Here is a 25164-nt window from a genome sequence, read left to right on the forward strand (position 1 = left end):
ATCATGGTTATGGATCTTCTGCTACTGGTGTTGCTGGTCGTTGCCGGCGTTATCGGTTATCGAATGTGGTCCCGGCGGGCGGTATCGTCAACCGCCGCGTCCGGGGCCGCCCACTCGCCAATGGGTGGCATTGAGAGTGTCCGTGTCGGTGGCGTAATACAGCTTCCGCCTTACGGGGCGGAAATGACTGAGGTGGATGTGCAGGTCACGGCCAGGCACGTCTATCAACAGGATGGCTACCAGTGGTTCGAACTCGAGGGCGAGACTGGCTCAGGCACTGTTTGGCTGGACGTGGATCGGGACGATGAGCTGGAAACCAGCGTGACGCTCAAAAGGCTGCGAATCGACGAGTTGGGTCTGGACGACGCCGGTGTGGGACGGTTGAAACCCGGGGCGGTCGTCCACTTCGATGGCGATGTGTTCCGGATGACCGAACATGGAACTGCGAGATTCCTGCCTGATGGAGACGAATCCCGGCCAGAGACCCTGGAATTCTGGGATCTCGAAGGTGACAACGAGACTCACGATCTGACCATCGAACGATGGGGACAGGACTACCGGGCCTACCTGTCGCAGCGAATCCCGCCTACCCGCATCAAGGTATACAGAACGACGGATCAAGGATGATTGCTATGGAGTTTAATCCGGATGTGCTGCTCAGGGGCGCCAGCATGCTGGCGCTCTACATTGCGCTTTTCCTGGTTGCGAAATATCTGAAGCGTCTGTTGACGCCCTATTGCATCGACCGTGAGTTGACCAGTTCTGACAATGCGGCTCAGGCAACCAGCCTTGCAGGCTATTATGCTGGCTTCACGGCCATATTTTGCGGTGCCTATCTAGGGCCTAGTACTGGCCTGTGGATGGATCTGCTCTTGGTGGGTGGTTATAGCCTGATGGGCATGGTGTTGTTGAATCTGTCGCGCGTACTGAACGACCGCTTCATATTACACACCTTCTCCGTGGCTGGGGCCATCAAGGACAACCACAATAAGGCTGCAGGGGCGATACAGGGCGCCAACTACATCGGATCAGCCCTAGTGGTTGCCGGAGCGATCCACGGAGAAGGGGGTGGCATTGTTTCCGCTCTTGTCTTCTACGCCATCGGCCAAGTGGCACTGCTGATCTTTAGCAGGCTGTATGAGTGGATGACGCCATACGTCATACAACAGGAAATCGAAAACGATAACCTGGCTGCGGGACTGGGTTTCGGGGGCACGTTTGTCGCCATCGGCCTGATTATCATGGGCTCGGTCAAAGGCGATTTCGTCAGCTGGACCGACAACCTGTCCTGGTTGGGCGTTAATCTTCTGGGTGTCTTTATCTACCTGATCGTGGTGCGATTTTTCTTTGACAAGGTGGTTATCAGCCGTGATGACCTGAACAAGGAAATCGCTGAGGATCGCAACACAGGCGCCGGCTTGCTCGAGTTCGCTGTTGCGGTAAGTTTTGCCACAGTTCTGTACTTCATGATCGGGTGATGACCATGACAACCGAGACCAAAACCAACCGTATTCCCTTTGTTCGAATCCTGTTTGCGTTTGCCGCCATCTGTCTGGTCACCTCCTGTGGTCTGAGCCTCACCGATGGCTCCGGAAAGCTCTTCGAGAAGCTGCCGGCTGACGGCGGCATGATTGGCCCCCTGGTCATCGAAGACCCGGGCACGATTCTTGATATCCAAGTATACCAGCCGATCCCCCTCGGTCACTGGAGTTCAGTGACCGTTTCGCTACTGGATGCGAAACAGCAGTATTTGCTGGGTCTGGGTGACGGTTTCTGGCACGAAGAGGGTCGTGACTACGAAGGCTATTACTGGCGGGAATCAGAAACCTCCTATCAGGGAAAACTGACAATCGAAAAGCCTGGTGAATATCTAATCGGGGTCAGTACCGAAAACAACTTCGAACACTCTGACCTTGGTAGAGCCCCGATCACCGTGGATATTGATGAGGGAGGCTTCAGCCCTATTCCCCATAGGGCCGCAGGGATCCTAGCCCTGATTCTTGCGATTGTCATCGGTCTGATTCGTTACCGGGGCGTCTTTCTAGAAATGATTCAGGAACAGTAATCAACAGGGACGTTTTGATATGAAATTGAAAACCGGTTTGATTCTGGCGTTGGTAGCAGCAGCCTATTTGGGCCTGTTCAGCTGCAGCAGTCAAGGTTATGGCTATGCGGGCTACAATGGCTATGACAGTGGGCCTTCGTTCTGGTATTTCGGCGGCCCCCGCTACTACCCCAGTCGCAGTGTCCGCAATGGCGCGCCTGGTGGTCCGGGTAGCCGGGGCACTGGCATTCATTATGGGAAGTAGAGCCGGTCATGACAGTCGTTGAGGCCAATCTTTCCCGCCAGAAACAGGTGCTGATCGGTTCAATCCTGATTGCCGGCCTGTGCTCGATCATCTATGAACTCCTGATCAGCACCACGGCATCTTATTTCCTGGGTGACAGTGTTCGACAATTTTCTCTGACCATCGGCATCTATATGGCCGCCATGGGGTTGGGGTCGTGGGCGTCCCGTTGGATCAAGGGGAACCTGCTGGCAGCGTTTATCGGCGTTGAGCTGCTCCTGGGGGTTATCGGTGGGCTGTGCGTTCCGTTCATGTATCTGGCTTATGCCTATACGGATCTGATCCAGCCGGTGATGGTGCTGCTGATTGTGCTGGTGGGGACGCTGACCGGGTTGGAAGTTCCGTTGCTGACGCGCATCCTCGAGCATCAGGATGTTCTGGCCAGGAACCTTTCCAATGTCCTGTCGCTAGACTATCTTGGGGCTTTGCTGGCGACGTTGGCCTTTCCTTTCCTGGTAGTGCCGTTCATGGGGGTTTTTCAGTCGTCTCTGATTTTCGGACTTCTGAACATTGCCCTGGGATTGCTCAACCTCTGGTATTTTGCGCCACAGTTGGATCTGCCCAGAAAACGGGTTCTGGGGTGGTCAGGCTTCGTGGTTACGGCTTTTCTTGCGGTCATGCTGATCTTCTCAAAGGGGTTGCTGGATCACTGGTCGAGCTCTTTGTATAGCGACCGCGTTGTACACAGGCAGCAGACCCCTTACCAGACCATTGTACTTACTCAGTACAAGGACGATCTGAGGCTCTTCCTGAACGGCAACCTACAGTTTTCGTCGGTGGATGAGTATCGCTACCATGAGTCCCTGGTTCATGCCCCCTTGTCCCAGCATCCGCACCCTTCCCGCGTCCTACTGCTTGGGGCGGGAGATGGACTGGCGGTGAGAGAGCTCCTCAAGTACCCGGATATAGAGCAGATTACCCTGGTGGATCTGGACCCGGCAGTGGTTGATTTGGCGGCAAACGATGCCCGGTTGGTAGCGATAAATGAAGGGAGCCTCAGCGATGATCGTGTGACCATTGTTTCCCAAGATGCCATGGTTTATCTGGATGAGAACCGGGAGCCGTTCGACGTTATCCTTGCGGACCTCCCGGATCCCAACAACGTGTCCATTGCCCGGCTTTACAGTAGGGAATTCTATCGTCTGGTACGCCATAATCTGGCGCCGAACGGTATCTTTACGACCCAGGCCACCAGCCCTTATTTCGCAACGGATGCCTTTTGGTCCATTGTGTCTTCAATAGACGCTGCCGGTTTTGACGCAGTGACTCCTTACCACGTCCAGGTGCCGTCCTTTGGCGACTGGGGATTTGTGTACGCCAGTGCCGAAAGCCGCCCGCTGGTGCCACGGCCCATCGATGTGTCCACACGGTACCTTGACAGATCCGTCTTGGACGAGGCGCTGACTTTTGAGAAAGATGTGCAGCCTGTGAAGGACATTCGCGTCAGCTCGCTGGACCAGCCCGCCGTTCATGAATACTACCTCAAGGGCTGGTCCTACTGGCATTAAAGCACCATAGCCGCCAACCAACCAAAACCGAGCAACGGCAGGTTGTAGTGCAGGAACGTGGGAACAACGGTGTCCCAGATGTGGTTGTGCTGGCCGTCGACGTTGAGGCCGGCGGTGGGGCCGAGGGTAGAGTCAGAGGCCGGGGAACCGGCGTCACCCAGGGCGCCGGCGGTGCCGACCAGGGCCACAATGGCCAGGGGGCTGAAGCCCATTTCCAGGGCCAGGGGTACGTACAGGGCTGCGATGATGGGGATGGTGGAGAACGAGGAGCCGATGCCCATGGTGATCAGCAGGCCCACCACCAGCATCAGGAAGGCGGCCATGGCCTTGTTGTCTCCGATGGTAGCGACCGAGCTTTCCACCAGGGTGGCGATTTCGCCGGTTTCGCGCATGACTTCGGCAAAGCCGGAGGCGGCGATCATGATGAAGCCGATCATTGCCAGCATCTTCATGCCTTCGGTGAACAGATCGTCCGCTTCTTTCCATTTGACCACTCCGGACACGTTGAAGAGCACGAAACCGGCCAGCGCGCCGAGGATCATGGAGCCCAGCCAGAGCTGGACCACGAACGCGGTGACAATCGCAATCAGTGCCATGGACAGGGTGCGGCCGTTGTACTGGATGTCGACCCGCTCGGTTTTCTCGATGGTGTCCATGTTGTATTTGCGGTCGCCCCGGTAGCTGAAGAACACCGCCACCAGCAGACCGCAGAGCATGCCCAGGGCCGGCAGCGCCATGGCGGACATGACGTTCAGTTCGGAAGCATCGACGCCGTTGTCACCGACGTTAGCCAGCAGAATTTCGTTCAGATAGATGCCGCCGAAACCGATCGGCAGGAACATGTACGGGGTGATCAGGCCGAAGGTCAGCACGCAGGCGACCAGGCGGCGGTCCATGTTCAGTTTGGCCATCACGTACAGCAGGGGCGGTACCACCAGCGGAATGAACGCAATGTGGATCGGCAGGATATTCTGGGACGAGATGGCAATGGCCAGCAGCAGACCCACGATCAGGAAGCGGATGCCGCCGACGGCCTTGCCATCGTCCTGTTTGCCCACCAGTGCCAGGGCCTTGTCTGCCAGGGCGTGAGCAAGGCCGGACTTGCCGATGGCGACGGCAAACGCGCCGAGAGTTGCGTAGGACAGTGCGACGGTGGCTCCGCCGCCAAGACCATTATTGAAGGCCTCGATGGTGGCTTCCAGGGGCAAACCGGCGATCAGGCCGCCGGCAACGGCGCCGATGATCAGGGCGACAACAACGTGGATGCGGCACAAACTCAGGACGAGCATGATGGCGACCGCGGCGACAACGGCATTCATGGCAAACTCCGGGCGTAATTCTATGGCTCTCGCTACCGCTTACGGGTAGCCGGTTCGGGAAAGCGCGCTAATGTGCAGGAAATCATCGCCGCAGTCAAAAATCCGGGTGGAAGTCAGTTCTCACTGACCCAGGAAAAACGGGGTACCTGTTCGCCGGCAACTTCGACGGTTTCCTGGAACATGGACAGGGGTCTTACCCAGAGGCTGAAATCGCCATACAGGCACCGGTAAACCACCAGTTTTTCCTCGGTCTCGCTGTGGCGGGCAATATCGATGACCTGATAGTCCTTGCCTTTGTAATGGCGGTAGCGACCCGGCTTTATCTCCGTTTTTCTCTCGGTCATGTCTGGTCTCCGGGTGTTTTGTGCGGTTTATGTTACCGGCAGGAGAAGTTCTCCCGGTAACCGTCTAAACTTATCACCAATCTGGCAAGGATGCATAAGGGGCTTACTACCCCGTTCTGTCGTGCAGAATCACTGAACCGGGTGCCGGATATCCGTTTATGAACCACTATGCATTGCATCTCTGCCAATGGCTGATCCTGGTACTGACACTGACAGGCTCCGGCGGCCTGAGAGCGGAGACCGCTGCATTTGCATGGCTGGAGGATGACAGTGCCGCGCTGACGGTGGAGGAAGTGCGGACATTGCCCACCGGGCAGTGGCAACCGTTTACGCCCCCGGACATCCTTAATCTGGGGTTCAGCAGTGGCGGGTTCTGGCTAAAAGTCCAGGTACCGCCGGAGCCGGTAAACCGACTGCTGGAAATCGGTTATCCCCTGCTTGATGACGTGTCGGTATTCTGGGAGCTGGACGGTCAGTTGATTGAGCAGCACCGCACCGGCGACCAATGGGCGTTTGACAGCCGCCCGATTCACCATCGCAACTTTGTGTTCCTGGTGCCTTCGAACACCGAGCCCGTCACAGCCTACGTCAGGATAAGAACCCAGGGGGCGGTGCAGATTCCGGTCCGGATTGTTCCCTCGGGGCAGTTCCTGAAAGAGGAGCAGTTATCATACGGCTGGCAGGCCGTCTTTCTGGGCATCATGCTGGCGATGGCGTTGTACAACCTGTTTGTCTTCGTGATTGTCCGGCATCCCACCTATCTCTGGTACGTACTCACGGTGGTGGCGGCAGCGATGGTGCAGCTTCACCTCCATGGTCTGATGTTCCAGTGGCTGTGGCCTGACTGGCCGGCCATGAACCGCTATTTCACCGCGCCGGTGATTGCCCTCAATATCGCCTTTGCCACCGTGTTTACCATAAGTTTCCTGGCGTTGAAGCGATACAGCCCGTTGCTGTTCCGTGCGGCCCAGATGATGGTTGGGCTGGCGGTACTGGCGTTTTTCTATGGCCTGTTCGGTCCTTACCAGCACGGAATTGTGGTGGTCAGTGTGTTTGGCGCAGTGATCACGCCGGCGGCCTGGATTTTGGGGTTATGGATCTGGCGCAAGGGGCAGGTGCTGGCGGGGTTTTATGTCCTGGCCTGGACACCCCTGTTGATGGGGAATCTGATTCTTGCAGTCAGCAAACTGGGGTACCTGCCCCGCAGTTTTGTGACTGAATTTGCCCCGCAGCTGGGGGTGGCGATGGAGGTTATCCTGTTGTCCTTTGCCCTGGCCTACCGCATCAGCCTCGAGAGGCAGCGGCGGCAGCAGGCGCAGGAGCATGCGCTGGCGGTTCAGCGCCAGGCCAACCAGACCCTGGAGGCGCGGGTGCAGGAGCGCACCGAGGCACTGGAGCAGGCGAACGAGCAGCTCAAGGCTATTTCGCTCACCGATGGTCTCACCCAGGTAGCCAACCGGCGGCGTTTTGATGAAAAGCTGGCGGTGGAGTGGAGTCGTGCGGCTCGGCAAGGTCATCCATTGTCACTGTTGTTGCTGGACATCGACCATTTCAAACTGGTCAACGACCAGCTTGGACACCTGGTGGGAGATGATTGCCTGATCCGTGTGGCCCAGCTGTGTGCGGATGAAATCCAGCGCTCGGGTGATCTGCTGGCCCGTTACGGTGGCGAGGAATTCAGTGTGTTACTGCCGGCGACCCCCGAACAGGGGGCCCGGAGCGTGGCCGAGCGGTTACGGATGATCATTGCGCGGACGCCGGTCTATGCCGCTGAGGGTGCCAGCCCGGTCAGCCTGACCGTGAGTGTTGGGGTTGCCACCATGACGCCAGACCCCGGCGTGGAGCCTGAGGCGCTCATCCGGCAAGCGGATGAAGCGCTCTATCAGGCCAAGGAATCCGGTCGTAACCGGGTAGTGCAGTGGTTCAGTTCTTCAGCTTGTAGCGGCCCGGGCCGAGAAAAATCAGGGCAATCGCGGTAAACAGGAAGAAACCCTGCAGCTCAAGCGCCCAGCCACCACTGCTACCGAGGGCCAGCAGCTCATGGCCATGCACCAGGGCAATGGCCACCAGCATGTTGAAGGCAATCAACAGGGCGCCGATGCGGGTCTGGTAGCCCAGAATCACCATCAGCGGCCCGATCAGCTCACCGATAAACACACCATAGGCGAACAATGCCGGAATTCCATGGCTGGCCAGCTGGCCTTCGATGAAACCGGTACCGTGAATCAGTTTCGAAATGCCGTGAAACAGCATCAGTCCGCCCAGCGTCAGGCGAATAATCAGTTTTCCAAGGTCAGCGTTATCCAGCAAGGGAACCTCCGTCAGGTAAGCATGGGGTAGGATTCAGGAAGGTGCTAGATTAACCGCAATCAGAGGCCGTTGCCCAGAGAGAAACGAATGTGGTTTCTTACCAGGAGGTTTTCCCAGTACTGCCGCATCCAGTCCCAGGCGGCGTTTTGTGCGTGCTCGACGAAGGGATCCAGATTGAGTTCGTAGTAGTCAGGGGTGCCGGCAATCTGCAATACCGTCAGGGTAATGGCATCGTCCAGTTCGTTGGCGAAGGGCTCGCCAATCAGTTGATGAACCAGCAGATTGGCTTGGGTTGCCTCGATATCCACCAGATCGCTGGCGCGAATAGAGCGGTTGTTTTCGTACATTTCTTCCATCAGGCGATGGCAGAGATAGGCCCGGATAAGCAACCCGTCCAGGCCGTCATAGCGAACGAGCAGCACCGAAGGCTGGGTGAAATAACGGGTTGCGGCATCAATAAACGGGGCAAACAGGTCTGATTTTCCGGCTTCCCGGGCGCAGGCATCGACGCACTCAATCAGCCGGGGAGCCATCTCGATGTATTCCACGGCAAACTGAAACAGACAGGTGGCTGGTTGGTAGCCCTCAATGGTGATGGTCGCAGGCAGCGACGACGCCTTCTCTCCCAGTTGCCGGAGAAAAGTGCCGGAGTGGGCTTCCTGCCGTCGTGCCTGATCAATAATGTCTAGGACTGCCTGTGGTGTCATTTCAGGAGTTGCCGGTGTCTGAACGAATTGAGGTCGCAAGGCGCCTCCCGTTATTCGCTAGGGGTCGCTGGAGGCAGGTAAGCAGGGGCTGGCTACCGCAACAAGCCTGCCGTTTACGACAATTGTAGTCGAGATTTTTTGACCTGCTTCCGGCCCATCATGAAAATCCGGCCATTTAATGTTTGCTCTGTTGGAACGCTAGGGTTTCTCAAACCAGCGATCGTGCCGGGTATGGGAAAGGAACAACCAGCCCATCGTCGCGGCGCGGGCCAGCATCAGGCAGATCAGCGAGAACCAGAGGCCATGATTGCCCCAGCCGGTGGTCAGCCACCACACCGGAAGGAACACCGCCAGAGCCGAAAACAGCATGGTGTTTTGCATGTCCCGGGTGCGGGTAGCGCCGATAAACACGCCATCCAGAAGGTAGCCCCAGATGGCGGCGAACGGCAGCATCCAGAGCCAGGGCAGATAGTGCCCCGCCGTGGTCCGGACCGCTTCGATGCCGGTCAGCAGGCTGATCAGCCAGCGTCCGCCCAGTACGAATGCGATGGTGAACAGCAGCGCTCCCCACAGGGACCAACGCAGCGCCGTCAGGAAAATCATCCGGAAGCGACGCCGGCTTCCCTTGCCCACCGCTTCGCCAATCAGCGCCTCGGCGGCATTGGCAAAGCCGTCCAGGCCATTGGAAATAATCAACAGAAAGGTGAGCAGCACCGCGTTGGCGGCCAGGATGGTATCACCCTGGCGCGCGCCCTGGGCGGTGAAAAAGGCCAGCACCAGCAGCAGCGCTATGGTGCGGACCATGATGTAGCGGTTGACCTGGAGTATGCGCAGATAGTCCGCCAACTGCCCCAGCAGGGCACGGCTGAACGACAGCCCCGCCGGCATCCTCAGCAGCACCAGGCGGATACCAATGAGAGTGGCGGAGTATTCGGCGAAGACCGTTGCTGCGGCGACCCCCTGGCTGTTCCAGCCCAGAACCGTCACGAACAGTATGTCGAGCACAATATTCAGGCTGTTCGCCACAATCAGCATGATCATTGGCGCCCGGGGAAACTGGGTACCGATCAGCCAACCCACCAGGGTGTACTGGCACAATACCGCCGGCGCGCTCCAGATTCTGATGGCGACGTAATCGGCAGCCAGCTCCGCAACCCGCTCACTGGGATTCATCAGAGTCAGGCCGATGCTGATCAGGGGCTTGTGGAAAACGATAAGCAGCAGGCCAATGCCGACCGCGAGGATGATGGACCTGACCAGCAGTGCGATCTGGGTAAACTCATCGCGTTTGCCCCAGGCTTGCGCGGCAAGCCCGGTGGTGCCCATGCGCATGAAACCGAACGTCCAGTACAGAATGCTGAACAGGTTGGCGCCAATGGCAACGGCGCCGAGGTACTCGGGGCTTTCCAGGTGGCCAAGCACGGCGGTATCCACCAGTCCCAGGAGGGGAACGGTGAGATTGGTCAGCATCAGCGGCCAGGCCAGCGCCCATAAGCGCCGGTCCGTGGTGGACAGAAAACGACTTATATTCGATTTAATTATCAATATTCCAGGGTTATAACGTTTGGGTTTAGTCGGTGTTTAGCTTTTTCCGGATCTGTGTCTATACTCAATCCTGAGTTATCCATAAGCAGACTTCCACTCTGGCCTGACAGGTGTGTGCGAGCTCCGTCAGAACAGAGGGATTGGACGCAAAATCCGACAAGAATAACACTCTGTGGAGACACAGTATGCGCGTGCACGCTAAGCGGGCAGGTGCCCTTTTGGGCGGCCTTTTGTTCCCCGCCTGGTCCATGGCGGACTGGACATTGAACATGGCCCCCGGGGTTACCGGCACCAGTAACGAAATTTTCAGCCTTCACATGACCATCCTCTGGATATGCGTTGTCATCGGCATCGTGGTATTCGGGGTGATGTTCTGGTCCATCTTTGCCCACCGTAAGTCCCAGGGCTACAAGCCGGCCAACTTCCATGAAAACACCCTGGTGGAAATCCTCTGGACCATCATTCCGTTCGTGATCCTTGTTGTTATGGCCATTCCGGCGACGGCAACGCTGGTGGATATGTATGACACCACCGAGTCCGAGGTGGACATCAAGGTGACGGGGTACCAGTGGCGCTGGAAGTATGACTACATCGAAGAAGACTTTGGCTTCTTCTCCAACATGTCGACCAGCAAGGATGAGATCTACAACCGCACCACCAAGAGCGAGAATTATCTGCTGGACGTGGATAACCCGATGGTGGTTCCGGTAGGCGCCAAAGTGCGCCTGCTGTTGACCGCCAATGATGTTATCCATTCATGGTGGGTGCCTGCATTTGGCGTCAAGAAAGATGCCATCCCCGGTTTTATCAACGAAACCTGGACCCGCGTGGACGAGCCGGGTATTTACCGTGGCCAGTGCACTGAATTGTGCGGCAAGGACCATGGCTTCATGCCGGTGGTGGTCAAGGCGGTACCTCAGGAAGAGTACGACGAATGGGTGGCTGAGCAACGCGAAGCCGCCGAGCGTGAGCGCGAGCTGACTGAGAAAGACTGGACCCTGGAAGAGTTGATGGAGCGTGGCGAGACAGCCTACGCCAGTGCCTGTGCTTCCTGCCACCAGGCAGACGGCAGCGGCGCGCCTCCGGCCTTCCCGGCTCTGAAGGGCAGTCAGGTGGTACTTGAAGACATGGACGCACACCTGGATATCGTGGTTAACGGTGTTTCCGGTACCGCCATGCAGGCTTTCGGCGGCCAGCTGAGCGAAGTGGATCTGGCCGCGGTGATTACCTACGAGCGAAATGCCTGGGGTAACAACACCGGCGAAATGATCACGCCGAAAGAAGTCTTTGAGTACAAGAATCAGGAATGATTCGCCAAATAACATCACCAGCCAGAATAACAAGGCGGTAACGGGGGTTTTTCATGAGTGCGGTTGCAGATACCCACGCCCAGGATCATCATCACGGCCCGGCCAAAGGCTTCAGCCGGTGGTTGCTGACGACCAACCACAAAGACATCGGGTCCATGTACCTGATCTTTAGTTTTGCCATGTTCCTGCTCGGCGGCACCATGGCCATGGTTATCCGCGCCGAGCTGTTCCAGCCCGGCCTGCAGATTGTCGAGCCGGAATTCTTTAACCAGATGACCACCATGCACGGCCTGATCATGGTGTTCGGTGCGGTTATGCCGGCCTTCGTGGGGCTGGCCAACTGGATGCTGCCGCTGATGATTGGCGCACCCGACATGGCGCTGCCGCGGATGAACAACTGGAGCTTCTGGCTGCTGCCGTGTGCGTTCCTGATCCTGGTGTCCACGCTGTTTATGTCCGGTGGCGCCCCCAACTTCGGCTGGACCTTCTACGCGCCGCTATCGACGACGTACGGTCCGCCGAGTACCACTTTCTTTATTTTCGCCGTCCATATCATGGGGATTTCCTCGATCATGGGCGCCATCAACGTCATCGCCACCATTCTCAACCTGCGGGCGCCGGGCATGACCCTGATGAAGATGCCGCTGTTCGTCTGGACCTGGCTGATCACCGCTTTCCTGCTGATCGCCGTGATGCCGGTGCTGGCGGGCGTGGTTACCATGATGCTGATGGACATCAACTTCGGCACCAGCTTCTTTGATGCCTCCGGTGGTGGTGATCCGGTACTGTTCCAGCATGTATTCTGGTTCTTCGGGCACCCCGAGGTCTACATCATGATCCTGCCGGCGTTCGGGGCGGTGTCGCACATCATTCCGGCGTTCTCACGCAAGCCGCTGTTCGGTTACGCCTCCATGGTATACGCGGTGGGTGCCATCGCCCTGCTGTCGTTCGTGGTCTGGGCTCACCACATGTTCACCGTGGGTATCCCTATCGCCGGCCAGCTGTTCTTCATGTACGCCACCATGCTGATCGCTGTGCCCACCGGGGTGAAGGTGTTCAACTGGGTGGCCACCATGTTCCGTGGCGCTCTGAGTTTCGAGGCTCCGATGCTGTTTGCCGTGGCCTTCGTCATCCTGTTCACCATCGGCGGATTCTCCGGCCTGATGCTGGCGATTGCACCGGCGGACTTCCAGTACCATGACACCTACTTCGTGGTGGCTCACTTCCACTACGTACTGGTGCCCGGTGCCATTTTCGGTATTTTCGCCTCGGCCTATTTCTGGCTGCCCAAGTGGACTGGCCACATGTACGATGAAACCCTGGCCAAGACTCACTTCTGGCTGTCGTTTATCGGTATGAACCTGGCGTTCTTCCCCATGCACTTCCTCGGACTGGCGGGCATGCCGCGGCGGATTCCGGATTATGCCCTGCAGTTTGCCGACTTCAACATGGTGTCCAGCGTGGGCGCGTTCATGTTCGGCGCCACGCAGCTGTTGTTCCTGCTGATTGTGGTGAAGTGCATCAAGGGCGGCGAGAAAGCCTCCGCCAAGCCCTGGGACGGTGCCGAAGGGCTGGAGTGGACGGTGCCTTCGCCGGCGCCTTACCACACCTTCTCGACGCCACCGGAAGTGAAGTAGGACAGAGCCGGTAGGCAATTATCGGATCAGGACAACAACAATCGATAACGGATAAGCCATCGGAGATTGTCATGGCGGAAAACCAGACCTATTACGTGCCCGAACAGAGTAAGTGGCCGATCATTGCAACGGTTGGTCTTGGGGTAACCCTGTACGGCGTTGCCGCAATCATGGTGAATGGCAAGCAGGGGGAATCGACCACCGGTTCCTGGGTCCTGTTTCTCATCGGCGCCCTGATCATGGCCTACATGCTGTTCGGCTGGTTCGGGAGTGTGATCAAGGAAAGCCGTTCAGGCCTGTACAGCCCGCAAATGGATCGGTCGTTTCGCTGGGGTATGAGCTGGTTTATCTTCTCGGAAGTCATGTTCTTCGCCGCTTTCTTCGGCGCCCTGTTCTATGCGCGGGTGTTTGCGGTGCCCTGGTTGGGCGGGGAAGGCGACAGAGGCAGCAGTAACATGCTGTGGGAAGGTTTCCAGGCGACCTGGCCGCTGATCAATAACCCGGACCCCGAGGCCTTTCCCGGGCCCAGGGAAGTGATTGGGCCCTGGGGGCTGCCGCTGATCAACACCATCCTGCTGGTCACCTCGTCCTTTACGGTCACAGTGGCGCATCACGCGCTGAAAGAAGATCATCGCAAGAAGATCAAACTCTGGCTCGCGGCTACCATCGCCCTGGCTGTGGTGTTCATGTTTGTTCAGGGCTATGAGTACGCTCACGCCTATCAGGATCTGGACCTGACGCTGCAATCCGGCATTTACGGCAGTACGTTCTTCATGCTGACCGGCTTCCATGGTGCGCACGTCATGCTCGGGACGTTGATGCTGGCCATCATGCTGATCCGCATTCACAAGGGCCACTTCACTGCCGAGAAACATTTCGGATTTGAGGCGGCCGCCTGGTACTGGCACTTTGTGGATGTTGTCTGGCTGTGCCTGTTTGTCTTCGTGTACGTTATCTGAGGTGGCCTCAGGGAGTCGGGTTCAGCACCAGGCTCCCTTGCCACAGGGAAATCACAATCACCAACAGTAGCAACACACTCAGCGCCACCCGCACCGCAAGTGAGTTCACCACCCGGTTGGTTTTACCGCCGTCCTTGAGCAAAAAGAACAGCCCGCTGAACAGACTAAAGATGACAGCCAGCATGAGTATGATTACAACTGCTTTCAGCATGGGGTTTCCCGTTTCTGATTGTGTTTATTCTGAGGCCACTATAGCAGAGCATGTCTGATACCGGTTCTTCCGAGCGTCGCCAATGGCATTTTGACTGGCGGCTACTGTTGTTTGCCGGGCTCTTTCTGCCGGTTCTGATCGGCCTGGGGATCTGGCAACTCGGGCGGGCGGAAGAAAAGCAGCTGCAGCTAGAACAATGGGACCAGCAGGCGGAAGACCTTGGCTGGTCCGAGCAGACATCCAGGGGGTTGACGCCGGGGCGCCCGGTGACACTGCGGGGACATTACAGCGACACTACCTGGCTGCTGGACAACCGTACGCGGGATGGGGCTCCCGGGTATGAGGTGCTGACTCTGTTTTATCCGGACGACGGACCACCGGTGGTGGTCAACCGGGGCTGGATAGAGGCGCCGCGAACCCGGACAAGCCTGCCGGATGTAAGCATCCCGGTCGGGGAAGTGGAAATACGTGGCCGTATGGGCGCATTTCCCGTGCCTCCGGTGCTGGCCGACAGCCGTGAACAGCTTGACGGTTGGCCGCGGCGTGTGCAGGCCCTTCCGGAGTCACTTGCCAGTGAGCAGGAGCCGGATGTGGCATCGTTGGTGGTCAAGTTGTCGGGCCGGGAGCAGCCGGGCGCCTACCGGGCCGACTGGGAGCCGGACCTGATGGGGCCACAAACCCATTACGGATATGCATTTCAGTGGTTTTCACTGGCCGTTGCACTGGTTATATTGACGGTGGTAGCGAGTTACCGAAAGACAGGAGCCAATAATGACAACGACAATGGCTAACCGGGAATCCGATCAGCAATCCGGAGGCCCCACGCCCGAACAGGTTCGCCGTGGCCGGCGCACAGCCCTGCTGCTGTTCGCCATTGGTTTCGGCCCCATGGTGTTTGCCACCATCATGTACTACACCGGCTGGTTGAATCCCACGGGGCATACCAACAATGGTGAGCTGGTAAAGCCCGTGGTGCCGGTCACCGAACTCCACATGCAAACCTCCGATGGCCAGCCGCTGGCTGAATGGTTCGGCCCCGAACGGGCTGACGCCGAATGGATGATGATGGTGGTTGCCGGTAATTGCGCGGAAGACTGTGAAAATCTGCTTTACCTGGCCAGGCAGGTGAACATCGCTCTCGGTAAAAACGCTAATCGCCTGTCCAGGGCGGCATTTCTCGGAACCGTGCCTGCGGAGCTGGAGCGTCGCTGGACTGAAGAATACAGCGCCATGGAGCGGTTGCAATCACAAGGGGACCGGGCCCCGGCCTGGCCTGCGGGTGTCCGGCCGGATCAGGAGCCGCGAATCCTGCTGGTGGATCCCTTCGGCAACGTCATGATGCATTACGGCAACGAACATTCAGGGAAGGACATGCTCAAGGATCTCAAGCATCTGATGAAGCTGTCCCAGATTGGTTAACCCGATGCCCGGAGGAAACTGAACTTGCTCCAGCCCAAGGCCAGCTTGTCACCGCACCCCTCGTCAAATCGTGCCCGTCATATGGGGCATTGGTCATTGTTCGCAACATTGCTCGCGGTGGTGGTTATCATGTTGGGAGCCTGGACCCGGCTGGTGGACGCCGGCCTCGGTTGTCCTGACTGGCCCGGCTGTTATGGCTTCCTGGCGGTGCCGCAGAGTGCCGAGAGTATCGCCATTGCCAATGCCCGTTTCCCGGAGACGCCGGTAGACGTGGCCAAGGGCTGGCCAGAGATGATTCATCGGTACGCTGCCGGCACCCTCGGGTTGGTGGTGTTCGGGCTGGCGGGCTATGCCATTCGTCATCGCCGGGAAGGCCTGCCGGTGAAACTGCCGTTGTTTATTGCCGCCTTTATCGTACTGCAGGGTGCGTTCGGGATGTGGACCGTTACCCTGAAGCTGTGGCCCCAGGTTGTAGCACTGCACTTGCTGGGTGGCTTTACCACACTCAGCGCCCTGACCCTGTTGACTCTACGCTTGCGAGCGAGACATAAGGAGATATCGGGCCTCGGCCCCTCACGACCGACCCTTAACCGTTTCCGGCCGTGGTTATACGGTGGCCTTGCCCTGGTCATACTGCAGATTGCCCTCGGCGCCTGGACGGCGGCCAACTACGCTGCCGTGGCATGCCCGGAGCTGCCGACCTGCCAGGGGGAATGGTGGCCAGCGGACATGGATTTCCAGCACGGCTTTGACATTGCCCAGCACGTGGGTCCCAACTATCTGGGGGGGCAACTGACAGCCGATGGCCGCGTGGCCATTCATTTCACTCACCGCCTGGGCGCGATACTGGTGCTCGGCTACTTTGCCTTGCTGCTGGGCCTGATGTGGCGGCGAACCCGCCATACCGGCATGGCCTGGCACGTCCAACTGGTCGCTATTGTGTTGGCGGCCCAGGTGACCCTTGGGCTTGCCAATGTGGCCTTCCATATTCCACTCTCTATTGCGGTTGCTCATAACGCAATGGGGGCGGGCTTGCTACTGGCGGTGATTAACCTGCTGTGGCGCCTGCACGAACACCCGCAAGCAAACGCTGAAAGCAGTCCACACACAACAACAATCAATCGAGAGGTGACGGCATGAGCGAGCATGTGAAACCACTGCCGGCCCATAGCGCAGAGACACAGACAGACGCATCCATTTCCTGGCGGGATTTCCTGGAGCTGACCAAGCCCCGGGTCGTTGCGCTGATGATTCTGACCTCGGTGATTGGCATGCTGCTGGCGGCGCCGGGTGTGCCTGGCTGGGAGGTCCTGCTATACGGCAACCTGGGCATCGCGTTGCTGGCGGGCGCCGCGGCAGTGGTCAACCATGTGGTAGACCAGAAGATCGACACGGTGATGGCGCGCACCCGCAAGCGTCCGGTCGCTACCGGTAAGATCAGTCCGGTGGACGCCATGGTTTTTGCGACCCTGCTGGCAGCCGCCGGCATGGGCATCCTGATGTGGCAGGTCAATGCCCTGACGGCCTGGCTGACCCTCGCGTCCCTGGTCGGGTACGCCGGTGTTTATACCCTGTTCCTCAAGCGGGCAACACCCCAGAACATCGTGATCGGCGGCCTTGCCGGTGCGATGCCGCCACTGCTGGGCTGGACAGCCGTGACCGGCCAGGTCGAAGGTCACGCCCTGTTGCTGGTGCTGATCATCTTCGCCTGGACACCACCGCATTTCTGGGCCCTGGCCATCCATCGCAAAGAGGAATACGCCAAGGCTGGTATTCCCATGCTGCCGGTGACCCACGGGAACAAGTACACCGAGCTGCACATCGTGCTCTACACGTTCATGCTGCTGGCGGTCAGCCTGTTGCCGTTCGTTACCGGTATGTCCGGAGGTATCTATCTTGTGGGCGCACTGGCACTGGGCTTGCGTTTCCTGCAGTATTCCATCCGCTTGCTGCGGGGGGATGATCGCCGGGTTGCCCTCAAGACCTTCAAGTATTCCATCACCTATCTGATGGCCCTGTTTGTGGTATTGCTGGTAGACCACTTCGTATTCTTCTGATTCGCCTGCACCGGAGACTGCATGAACCGCTCGATTCGCCTGACCCTGATTGCCCTGCTGCTGATTGTGGTGCTGATCTTCGGTCTGGTGGTCGCGCGGCAGGCATTTCTGGGCGGTGAGCAGGAACCGGCCCCCGCGCCCGAACTTGCTGAGCTCAATACCTACGTATACGACCAGGGCCGTCCCCTGTCCGAATTCGAACTGTTGAATGAAAACGGTGACACAGTAACCCGTGACAGCCTGAAAGGACGCTGGACTTTCGCCTTTGTCGGCTACACCAATTGCCCCGACATCTGCCCGGCCGCCATGGCCAACCTGCGGCGGACCGACAGCCTGCTGTCGGATGACCTGCCCCAGCCGGAGTACCTGCTAATCAGCGCAGACCCCGAACATGACACCCCAGAGCAGTTGAAGGACTACGTTGGCTTCTTCGGCGACAACTTCCACGGCCTGACCGGCGATCTGGACACCTTGCGGGCGCTTGCCAAGAGCCTCAATGCAGTGTTCGTCCACCGGGATGTAGACGGCGAACTGCTGGTGGATCACAGCGGCCATTTCGCCTTGCTGAATCCCGATGGTGAAATGATCGCGGTCATTCAGCCGCCGCACGATCCCGAAGACCTGGCAGAGGCGTTCGAACGGATCTACGAGTGGGCGAAGGCCAATCATCCCCGGGCGAGCTGACAGCTCTCCCCATAGCTTCCACTGACTTCATTGCCCAAGTGGCTTAAACTACCGCCCTGTTTTTTCAGGGATGTCTGCTATGTCTGTTTCTCGCCAGAGCTGCACTTCACCGCGGGAACTGTTTTCGGTACTGGCCGCTGGTGCGGTGGTTCTTCTGGTTGTTCATGGTCTGGGCCGGTTTATTTACACGCCGTTGCTCCCTTACCTGGTGGACGATGGCCAGTTCGGTGCCGCAGAAGGGGCCGCCGTCGCAACCTGGAACTACCTCGGCTACCTGATGGGCGCCATGGTGGCGATTCGCTGGCATCGCATAGATCAGATCCGCATCCTGCTGCCGGTCTCGCTGGCCGTGCATGTCGCCACCACCCTGATCGTCACCCAGACCGACCACCTCACCGTTATCTCCGGTGCCCGCTGGCTGAACGGCGTGGCCAACGGCATCGTCTTTGTGCAGGCGCCGGCACTGATCCTGGAATGGCTGGTATTGCGCAATCGCGCCTCCATGAGCGGACTGGTCTACATCGGCGTCGGCTTCGGCCTGCTGCTGTCCAGTGGTGTGGTGACCGGCAGTGCCGACTGGCTTGAGGGCGCTCAGCGCTGGTGGCCAGCCGCGCTGTTATCGGTCCCCCTGGCCTGGTGGGGGGCGGCACGCCTGATGAAACTGGACGTACCGGTTCGCCAGCAGGAAAACAACACTCACGCAGTCACCACCAGCCCCCTGTTCGATCGAGCCAGTATCCCGCTGTTCCTGTCCTACGCTGGCGCGGGTCTTGGCTACATCCTGCCGATGACGTTCCTGCCGTTACTGGCGAAAGTGGAGTTGTCCGCCGGCCACTGGTTGCTGAACGGTACCTGGCTGATTGTCGCGTTGGCCACCATTCCCGGCCCCTGGATCTGGAACAAACTCGGGGCCCGTATCGGCGACCTGCCGGCCCTCAAACTAAACTTCCTGATCCAACTGATCGGTGTCCTGGCGGCTGTCGTTCTGCCCAGCGAGATTGGCCTGATCCTGTGTGCCGCACTGGTCGGCGGCACCTTCCTCGGCACCGTATTGCTGACCCAACGCATCGGCCGCGCGCTCCATCCCCACCAGGGCCCCCGACTCTCCGCGGCCATGGTGGCACTCTATGGCTTCACCCAGATGGTCGGCCCATGGCTGACCAAACAGTGGCTGGATGGCGGTGGCACCCTGGTCAGTGCGTTCGGCATTGGCGTGGCGGCTCTGCTCTTTGGGCTGGTTTTTGTGTTTTTTGTGCCTCGGTCGGAGTAGGGGTGATTGGTTCTTTTCAGGACTGTTGGTTGTGGGGATTGATCGGGGTGGAGGGGGTTCTAAAAGCCTCTTCCGGCCAAACCCAAGCCTAACCATGGTATGTTGAAAACGACAACTGGAGTTACAGCTGGGTATGGGGGTGATATCTATTTTTTGGCGGACAAAGGTGTCTGAGCGAAGCGAGTTCTTTTCCGCCAAAAAATAGATATCACCCCCGTGCCCTCCCCCAAACATCACAGTCCTGTACAAAGCAGAAAGCATGCTCCCCATAGACCAAATCCTCCCAGAGCTAACCCGAACCCTGGCGAACTCCACCACCGCCCTGTTACAGGCCCCACCGGGCGCGGGCAAGACCACCCGTGTGCCCCTGGCATTACTGGAAGCACCCTGGCGGGAGGACCGCAGGATCCTGATGCTGGAACCCAGGCGGTTGGCGGCACGGTCAGCGGCACGGTTTATGGCTGGCCAGCTCGGGGAGAAGCCGGGGCAGACCGTCGGGTACCGGACGCGGCTGGATACCCGGGTGTCGGCGCAAACCCGCATTGAAGTGGTGACAGAAGGTATCCTGACCCGGCTGATCCAGAACGACCCGATGCTGGAGGACTATGCCGCCGTCCTGTTTGACGAATTCCATGAGCGGTCCCTGCAGGCGGATCTGGGGCTTGCGCTGGTGCGGGAATCCCAGCAGGCGTTGCGGGAGGACCTGCGGGTGCTGGTGATGTCGGCGACGCTGGATACCGCGCCCCTTGCCCGGGTATTGGGGGGCGTGCCTGTGATCACCAGCGAGGGGCGGGCGTTCGACGTTGATGTGCTGTATCGGCCATTGCCAAGGAACGCCCGGATTGCGGATCAGATCACCGGTGTGATCCATGAAGCCTTGCGGGATCAGGGTGGTTCGTTACTGGTGTTCCTGCCCGGGGCGGGTGAGATCCGGCGCGTGGAGCAGCAATTGCGGGGGCAGGTGCCGGAGCACGTAGTGATTGCACCGCTGTACGGCAATCTCAAGTCCGACGAGCAGGACCGCGCAATTGCGCCAGCTGCGGAGGGACAACGCAAAGTGGCGCTGGCCACCGCGATTGCCGAGACCAGCCTGACTATCGACGGCATTCGTGTGGTGATCGACAGCGGCCAGCAGCGCCGCGCCGTGTTTGATCCCAATAGCGGCATGACCCGGCTGGTGACCGGTCGGGTTTCCAAGGCCTCTGCCGAGCAACGCAAGGGCCGCGCCGGGCGTCTGGAGCCGGGAGTGTGTTATCGGCTGTGGAGTGAATCCGAGCAATTCGGCCTGGCGGATTTCACGCCGCCGGAAATACAGGAAGCGGATCTGGCGCCACTGGTACTGGAACTCGCCCAGTGGGGCGCACGCTCTCCGGGCCAGCTGGAGTGGATTGATCTGCCGCCGGCGGCACACTGGCAGCAGGCGGTGGCACTGCTGCAATGGCTGGACATGCTGGATGCAGACGGCGGGATCACCGAACATGGCAAGGCTGCCCGGGATATGGGGATTCATCCCCGGCTGGCCCACATGATTCTTCGCGGCTGCGATATTGGCCATGGCTACCTTGCGGCAGAGCTGGCGGCTTTGCTGGGAGAGCGGGATCTGGCCGGACGATCGGCGGGGGCGGATATGCAGGAGCGGGTCCGGATACTTCGGGGCCGTGGTCATGGTGTTGATGTGGCGAGGGTGAAAGCCATTGGCAAGTCGGTGTCGCGGTTGGCATCTGGTCTGGACCGCCCCGACGTTATGCCCACCGATGACGAGGTGGGGCGCCTGCTGGCGCTGGCCTACCCTGACCGGGTGGCCCGTAAACGGCGTGGTGATGCCGCGCGTTATCAGCTCAGTAATGGCCGGGGCGCTGTCCTCCGTGACGACGACCCGTTGGCCCGTTACCCGTGGTTGGCAACGGCCGAGCTGGATGGCAAAGCCAGGGAAGCCACGATCTACCTTGCCGCACCGGTTGATCCAGCGCTCCTGGAACAGGATCTGGCCACTCACATCCATGAACGGGACGAAGCGGTCTGGGATGACAGCCGCGGAACCGTGGTGGCCCGCCGTGTCAAAAAGCTGGGGCAACTGGTACTGGAAGAAACGGCCTTGCCGGCCCCATCCCCGGAACTGGTGCAACAGGGGCTGCTGGCGGCCGTGCGTAAAAAGGGGCTCAGAAGCCTGCCCTGGACACCGACGGCGGAACAGTGGCTCGCCCGGGTTGCCATGCTGGCACGGTGTTTCCCTGGTGATTGGCCGGACGTCAGCGAAGGCTGGCTGCTGGAGAATCTGGAAACCTGGCTTGGCCCTTTCCTGGCGGGGATGAACCGCTGGCGTGATCTGGAAAAGCTCAATCTGAAGCAGGCCCTCGCCAGCCTTCTGGATTACCAGCAACAGCAGGTGCTGGAGGATCTGGCGCCAACGCGCCTCACTATTCCCACAGGCCAGTCGGTTTCACTGGACTACATGGCGGAAAACGGGCCAGTGCTGGCGGCCAAGCTCCAGGCCCTGTTCGGCTGGACCGAAACCCCGAAAGTGGCCGGTGGCCGGGTGCCTGTGGTTATCCACCTGCTCTCCCCGGCGCAACGCCCGCTGGCCGTCACCGCGGATCTGGCCAGCTTCTGGCAAAACGCCTATCCGGAGGTTCGCAAGGACATGCGCGGACGCTACCCCAAACACCCATGGCCGGAAGACCCGCTCGCTGCTGAGGCGAGTCAGGGAACGAAAAAACGCCCTGCTCGCTGATTCTGCCCGTAACCAGAGACTCCGGAGCTACATGCTTCGGCAGCGCAAGTGTCGGTTGTCCGCAAGGTTACTCTATCACCGTGCGGCTGGTTTCCAGATAGGCTTCACCATTGCTGGCAACGCCTTCGGTATCAGCGCGTTCCGAGGCAAGATGGATTTCTTCCAGGGTGACCGCCAGCCCGTCAAATTCCTCATTGATTTTGCCAAGGGCATTTTCCAGCGTGTAGGTAAGCTGGTGAACTTCGTTCATGGCTTCCGGGGTCAGTTCGCCCTTGAGGATCGTTTCCAGCTTTTTGTTGTACTTCGAAAAGTTGGCCACCGCTGCTTCGAGCGTGGCCGATTGCTTGCCTTCGAAGTGTTCAACCTCGTCAGCAAACGAGGCCACCGGAAAAGTCAGGGCAGCACAGGTGAGCAGTGCCAGGGTTTGTTTTTTCATATCACTTTCTCCTTGTCGATATCGTTAATGATAATTGTTCGCGTTAAAGATTAGGGTAAGTTTTAGTGGATGGCAATGATTTCTGTCAGTTTTGGCTTGGTGGCGGGCAAGAAACGCTGTATAAAATGCGACCAACTCAACCATGCACCCAACCCACATGAAACTGGTTTCCTTCGATATATTCCGCACCCTGGGTTTCCCGGACACCAAAACCCTCAAGCCCGAACAGCTCCTGGCTCACAAGGAACTGCTCAGAGACGCAGACTGGGTTCTGTTCCCCGAATACTGGCAGTTGAATGCGCTGGTTCATGGCTTGAAATGCCGGGTATTTCCCAGTGTTGCCAGTTACCGCATCGGCCACGACAAGGTAGAGATGACTCGTGCCTTCCAGGTGGTGGCTCCAGAGCACACGCCATGGACACTGATTGAGGCCAACGGCCCCGAGGAACAGCAGACGGTTTGGGATGCCATGGCATTGCCCTTTGTTGCCAAGTTACCGAAGGCCAGTATGGGGGAAGGCGTGTGGTTGATTGAGAGTCGGGCGGACTGGCAGCGCTATTGCGAGCGGACCCCTGTGTTGTACGCCCAGGAATATCTGCCGATCGACAGGGATGTGCGGGTGGTCATTGTCGGGGACAGGGTGGTGTCTGCTTACTGGCGAACCCAGGCGGATCAAGGCTTCTACAACAATGTGTCACGGGGCGGGCGTATTGATAACGGCCCGGTCCCGTCCGTGGCGACTGATCTGGCCCTTCGGCTGGCGAGGGAACTGGATGTGGACCATGCTGGTTTCGATATTGCCCTGGTGGAGGGATATCCCTACGTACTTGAGTTCAACAGGTTATTTGGCAACCAGGGACTGGGTCCGGGGAAAGATCTGAAGGCTGCCATTCTGGACTACCTGCAACGTCACGCTGAACCCGAGGACCCTGACGGGCCCACCGGGCCAGCACCACTTTGGCCGATTGCGGTGTAGTTTCGGGGTAGGCTTTTGCGTCGGCGGGGTGGCTGATCCCTATGGGTAGATATGCTCATATCCGGACCCGGGGAAAAGCCCGATGATCGCGCTATTAACGGGTGCTGCAGCGTTGCTGTGGTGCTTTTTTTATGCCTGTTTGCCCGCTGGAGGGAAACACCATCCATGACCGAGTCTGCCAACGCTCATCTCGCCGATTACTACGATGCCGAGACTTTTGCCCGTATCAAGGCCTTTGCCGATATCAGGGAGACCCCCTTTGTAGTGATCGACACCGCCACCGTTGACCGTCAGTACGACGAGTTGGTGGAAGGTTTCCCTTACGCCAGGGTCTACTACGCGGTGAAGGCCAACCCTGCCCCGCAGATTCTGACCATGCTGCGTGACAAGGGCGCGTGTTTCGACATCGCCTCGGTGTATGAGCTGGACAAGGTGATGGCACTGGGTGTGACCGGTGACCGCATCAGCTACGGCAACACCATCAAGAAGGCGAAGGACATTCGCACCTTCTACGAGAAAGGTGTGCGGCTGTTTGCTACCGACTCCGAAGCCGACCTGCGCAACATTGCCAAGGCCGCCCCGGGCTCGAAGATATATGTGCGTATCCTCACCGAGGGCACGCTGACGGCGGATTGGCCCCTGTCCCGCAAGTTTGGCTGCCAGACCGACATGGCCATCGATCTGCTGATTCTGGCCCGCGATCTGGGACTGGTGCCCTATGGTGTGTCTTTCCACGTGGGTTCCCAACAGCGTGAAATCGGCGCCTGGGACGCCGCTCTGGGTAAGGTAAAGGTCATCTTTGAACGCCTGAAGGAAGAAGACGGCATCGAACTGAAGATGATCAACATGGGTGGTGGTTTCCCGGCCAACTATATTACTCGCACGAACGAGCTGAAAGTATACGCGGAAGAAATCGCCCGTTTTCTCCATGAAGACTTTGGTGACAATCTGCCGGAAATTATTATTGAGCCTGGCCGTTCGTTGATTTCCAACGCCGGAGTGCTGGTGAGTGAAGTCGTGCTGATTTCCCGTAAATCACGTACCGCCCTGCACCGCTGGGTGTTCACGGATGTGGGCAAGTTTTCGGGCCTGATCGAGACGCTCGACGAGTCCATCAAGTTCCCGATCTGGACAGAAAAAACCGGTGAAGGCGAAGACTGCGTGATCGCCGGCCCCACCTGCGACAGCGCGGATATCATGTATGAGCATCACAAGTATCCGTTGCCACTGAATCTGGCGATTGGCGACCGGATGTATTGGTTGTCTACGGGTGCCTACACAACGACCTACAGCGCTGTGGAGTTCAATGGTTTCCCTCCGTTGAAGGACTATTACATCTAACCGGGAGTCTGGCCGCGGGGTGGGGTGTCTTTCCTCTGGGAAAAATAACTCG

25 protein-coding genes are annotated in these 25164 nt (G+C 58.7%); 18 read left to right on the top strand and 7 right to left on the bottom strand.

What is annotated here, in order from left to right; all coding sequences use genetic code 11:
* Positions 1–3: 3 nt before the first annotated feature.
* From ACJO3M_RS12545 to ACJO3M_RS12565, 5 genes are read left to right on the top strand one after another with little or no spacing between them, the layout of a single operon-like run.
* Positions 4–627 (top strand): DUF4178 domain-containing protein, encoded by a 624-nt coding sequence (locus ACJO3M_RS12545; RefSeq protein WP_407001694.1) that lies wholly within the window; start codon positions 4–6, stop codon positions 625–627.
* A gap of 5 nt (positions 628–632) precedes the next feature.
* Positions 633–1478: a DUF350 domain-containing protein gene (locus ACJO3M_RS12550; RefSeq protein WP_407001695.1), complete on the top strand. Its 846-nt coding sequence runs from the start codon at positions 633–635 to the stop codon at positions 1476–1478.
* A 5-nt stretch (positions 1479–1483) separates the two neighbouring features.
* Positions 1484–2065 (top strand): hypothetical protein, encoded by a 582-nt coding sequence (locus tag ACJO3M_RS12555; protein WP_407001696.1) that lies wholly within the window; start codon positions 1484–1486, stop codon positions 2063–2065.
* Positions 2066–2084: 19 nt separating this feature from the next.
* A complete protein-coding gene (locus ACJO3M_RS12560; RefSeq protein WP_407001697.1) occupies positions 2085–2309 on the top strand; it encodes a hypothetical protein in 225 nt (74 codons plus the stop codon).
* 8 nt (positions 2310–2317) lie between these two features.
* Positions 2318–3856: a polyamine aminopropyltransferase gene (locus ACJO3M_RS12565; protein WP_407001698.1), complete on the top strand. Its 1539-nt coding sequence runs from the start codon at positions 2318–2320 to the stop codon at positions 3854–3856.
* Here ACJO3M_RS12565 and ACJO3M_RS12570 read toward each other — a convergent pair.
* Positions 3853–5175 (bottom strand): Na+/H+ antiporter family protein, encoded by a 1323-nt coding sequence (locus ACJO3M_RS12570; RefSeq protein WP_407001699.1) that lies wholly within the window; start codon positions 5173–5175, stop codon positions 3853–3855. The two genes, ACJO3M_RS12565 and ACJO3M_RS12570, sit on opposite strands and share 4 nt — an antisense overlap.
* 113 nt (positions 5176–5288) lie before the next feature.
* Positions 5289–5519, bottom strand: coding sequence for a DUF1653 domain-containing protein (locus tag ACJO3M_RS12575; RefSeq protein WP_407001700.1), 231 nt, complete (start codon positions 5517–5519; stop codon positions 5289–5291).
* Between the two features lie 158 nt (positions 5520–5677).
* Here ACJO3M_RS12575 and ACJO3M_RS12580 point away from each other — a divergent pair, with 158 nt between their 5' ends.
* Complete coding sequence (locus ACJO3M_RS12580) at positions 5678–7498, top strand: sensor domain-containing diguanylate cyclase (RefSeq protein ID WP_407001701.1); 1821 nt, start codon at positions 5678–5680, stop codon at positions 7496–7498.
* On the opposite strand, the gene ACJO3M_RS12585 is transcribed toward ACJO3M_RS12580, so the two are convergent.
* From ACJO3M_RS12585 to ACJO3M_RS12595, 3 genes are all read right to left on the bottom strand, one after another.
* A complete protein-coding gene (locus tag ACJO3M_RS12585; RefSeq protein ID WP_407001702.1) occupies positions 7443–7829 on the bottom strand; it encodes a DoxX family protein in 387 nt (128 codons plus the stop codon). The genes ACJO3M_RS12580 and ACJO3M_RS12585 overlap by 56 nt on opposite strands.
* 59 nt (positions 7830–7888) lie before the next feature.
* Positions 7889–8536: a hypothetical protein gene (locus tag ACJO3M_RS12590; protein WP_406989810.1), complete on the bottom strand. Its 648-nt coding sequence runs from the start codon at positions 8534–8536 to the stop codon at positions 7889–7891.
* Between the two features lie 198 nt (positions 8537–8734).
* Positions 8735–10006, bottom strand: a complete 1272-nt coding sequence (locus tag ACJO3M_RS12595; RefSeq protein ID WP_407001703.1) for an MATE family efflux transporter — start codon at positions 10004–10006, stop codon at positions 8735–8737.
* 260 nt (positions 10007–10266) lie between these two features.
* Between ACJO3M_RS12595 and coxB the strand changes: the two genes are divergently transcribed.
* The 3 genes from coxB (at position 10267) to ACJO3M_RS12610 (ending at position 13987) form a co-directional block, all read left to right on the top strand.
* A complete protein-coding gene (gene coxB, locus ACJO3M_RS12600) occupies positions 10267–11391 on the top strand; it encodes a cytochrome c oxidase subunit II (RefSeq protein ID WP_407001704.1) in 1125 nt (374 codons plus the stop codon).
* Between the two features lie 53 nt (positions 11392–11444).
* Complete coding sequence (gene ctaD, locus ACJO3M_RS12605; RefSeq protein ID WP_407001705.1) at positions 11445–13028, top strand: cytochrome c oxidase subunit I; 1584 nt, start codon at positions 11445–11447, stop codon at positions 13026–13028.
* 71 nt (positions 13029–13099) lie between these two features.
* Positions 13100–13987 carry a cytochrome c oxidase subunit 3 gene (locus tag ACJO3M_RS12610; protein ID WP_407001706.1) on the top strand — a complete coding sequence of 296 codons (888 nt, stop codon included), beginning with the start codon at positions 13100–13102 and terminating at the stop codon, positions 13985–13987.
* 7 nt (positions 13988–13994) lie between these two features.
* Here the strand turns inward: ACJO3M_RS12610 and ACJO3M_RS12615 are convergent, their stop codons facing one another.
* Positions 13995–14198: a twin transmembrane helix small protein gene (locus tag ACJO3M_RS12615; protein ID WP_406989802.1), complete on the bottom strand. Its 204-nt coding sequence runs from the start codon at positions 14196–14198 to the stop codon at positions 13995–13997.
* 50 nt (positions 14199–14248) lie between these two features.
* On the opposite strand from ACJO3M_RS12615, the gene ACJO3M_RS12620 reads away from it, so the two are divergent.
* From ACJO3M_RS12620 to hrpB, 7 genes are all read left to right on the top strand, one after another.
* Positions 14249–14989 (top strand): SURF1 family protein, encoded by a 741-nt coding sequence (locus ACJO3M_RS12620; protein ID WP_407001707.1) that lies wholly within the window; start codon positions 14249–14251, stop codon positions 14987–14989.
* On the top strand, positions 14970–15617 hold the full coding sequence (locus tag ACJO3M_RS12625; protein WP_407001708.1) for a redox-active disulfide-containing membrane protein: 648 nt from the start codon (positions 14970–14972) through the stop codon (positions 15615–15617). Before ACJO3M_RS12620 ends, ACJO3M_RS12625 begins: the two co-directional genes overlap by 20 nt.
* A gap of 81 nt (positions 15618–15698) precedes the next feature.
* A complete protein-coding gene (locus tag ACJO3M_RS12630; protein ID WP_407001721.1) occupies positions 15699–16757 on the top strand; it encodes a COX15/CtaA family protein in 1059 nt (352 codons plus the stop codon).
* Positions 16754–17674: a heme o synthase gene (gene cyoE, locus ACJO3M_RS12635; protein WP_407001709.1), complete on the top strand. Its 921-nt coding sequence runs from the start codon at positions 16754–16756 to the stop codon at positions 17672–17674. Before ACJO3M_RS12630 ends, cyoE begins: the two co-directional genes overlap by 4 nt.
* Before the next feature lie 21 nt (positions 17675–17695).
* Complete coding sequence (locus tag ACJO3M_RS12640; RefSeq protein ID WP_407001710.1) at positions 17696–18358, top strand: SCO family protein; 663 nt, start codon at positions 17696–17698, stop codon at positions 18356–18358.
* Between the two features lie 79 nt (positions 18359–18437).
* Positions 18438–19628: a YbfB/YjiJ family MFS transporter gene (locus ACJO3M_RS12645; RefSeq protein ID WP_407001711.1), complete on the top strand. Its 1191-nt coding sequence runs from the start codon at positions 18438–18440 to the stop codon at positions 19626–19628.
* 259 nt (positions 19629–19887) lie between these two features.
* Positions 19888–22359: an ATP-dependent helicase HrpB gene (gene hrpB, locus ACJO3M_RS12650; RefSeq protein WP_407001712.1), complete on the top strand. Its 2472-nt coding sequence runs from the start codon at positions 19888–19890 to the stop codon at positions 22357–22359.
* Positions 22360–22426: 67 nt separating this feature from the next.
* On the opposite strand, the gene ACJO3M_RS12655 is transcribed toward hrpB, so the two are convergent.
* The gene (locus ACJO3M_RS12655; protein ID WP_407001713.1) at positions 22427–22795 is read right to left on the bottom strand and encodes a DUF6746 family protein; all 369 of its coding nucleotides are present in this window, start codon (positions 22793–22795) and stop codon (positions 22427–22429) included.
* 157 nt (positions 22796–22952) lie between these two features.
* Here ACJO3M_RS12655 and ACJO3M_RS12660 point away from each other — a divergent pair, with 157 nt between their 5' ends.
* Positions 22953–23771: an ATP-grasp domain-containing protein gene (locus tag ACJO3M_RS12660; RefSeq protein WP_407001714.1), complete on the top strand. Its 819-nt coding sequence runs from the start codon at positions 22953–22955 to the stop codon at positions 23769–23771.
* A 165-nt stretch (positions 23772–23936) separates the two neighbouring features.
* Positions 23937–25112 (top strand): type III PLP-dependent enzyme, encoded by a 1176-nt coding sequence (locus ACJO3M_RS12665; protein ID WP_407001715.1) that lies wholly within the window; start codon positions 23937–23939, stop codon positions 25110–25112.
* The last annotated feature ends 52 nt before the right edge of the window (positions 25113–25164 follow it).

Source organism: Marinobacter alkalisoli (assembly GCF_045449795.1).
In the GTDB taxonomy this organism is placed as follows: Bacteria; Pseudomonadota; Gammaproteobacteria; order Pseudomonadales; family Oleiphilaceae; genus Marinobacter.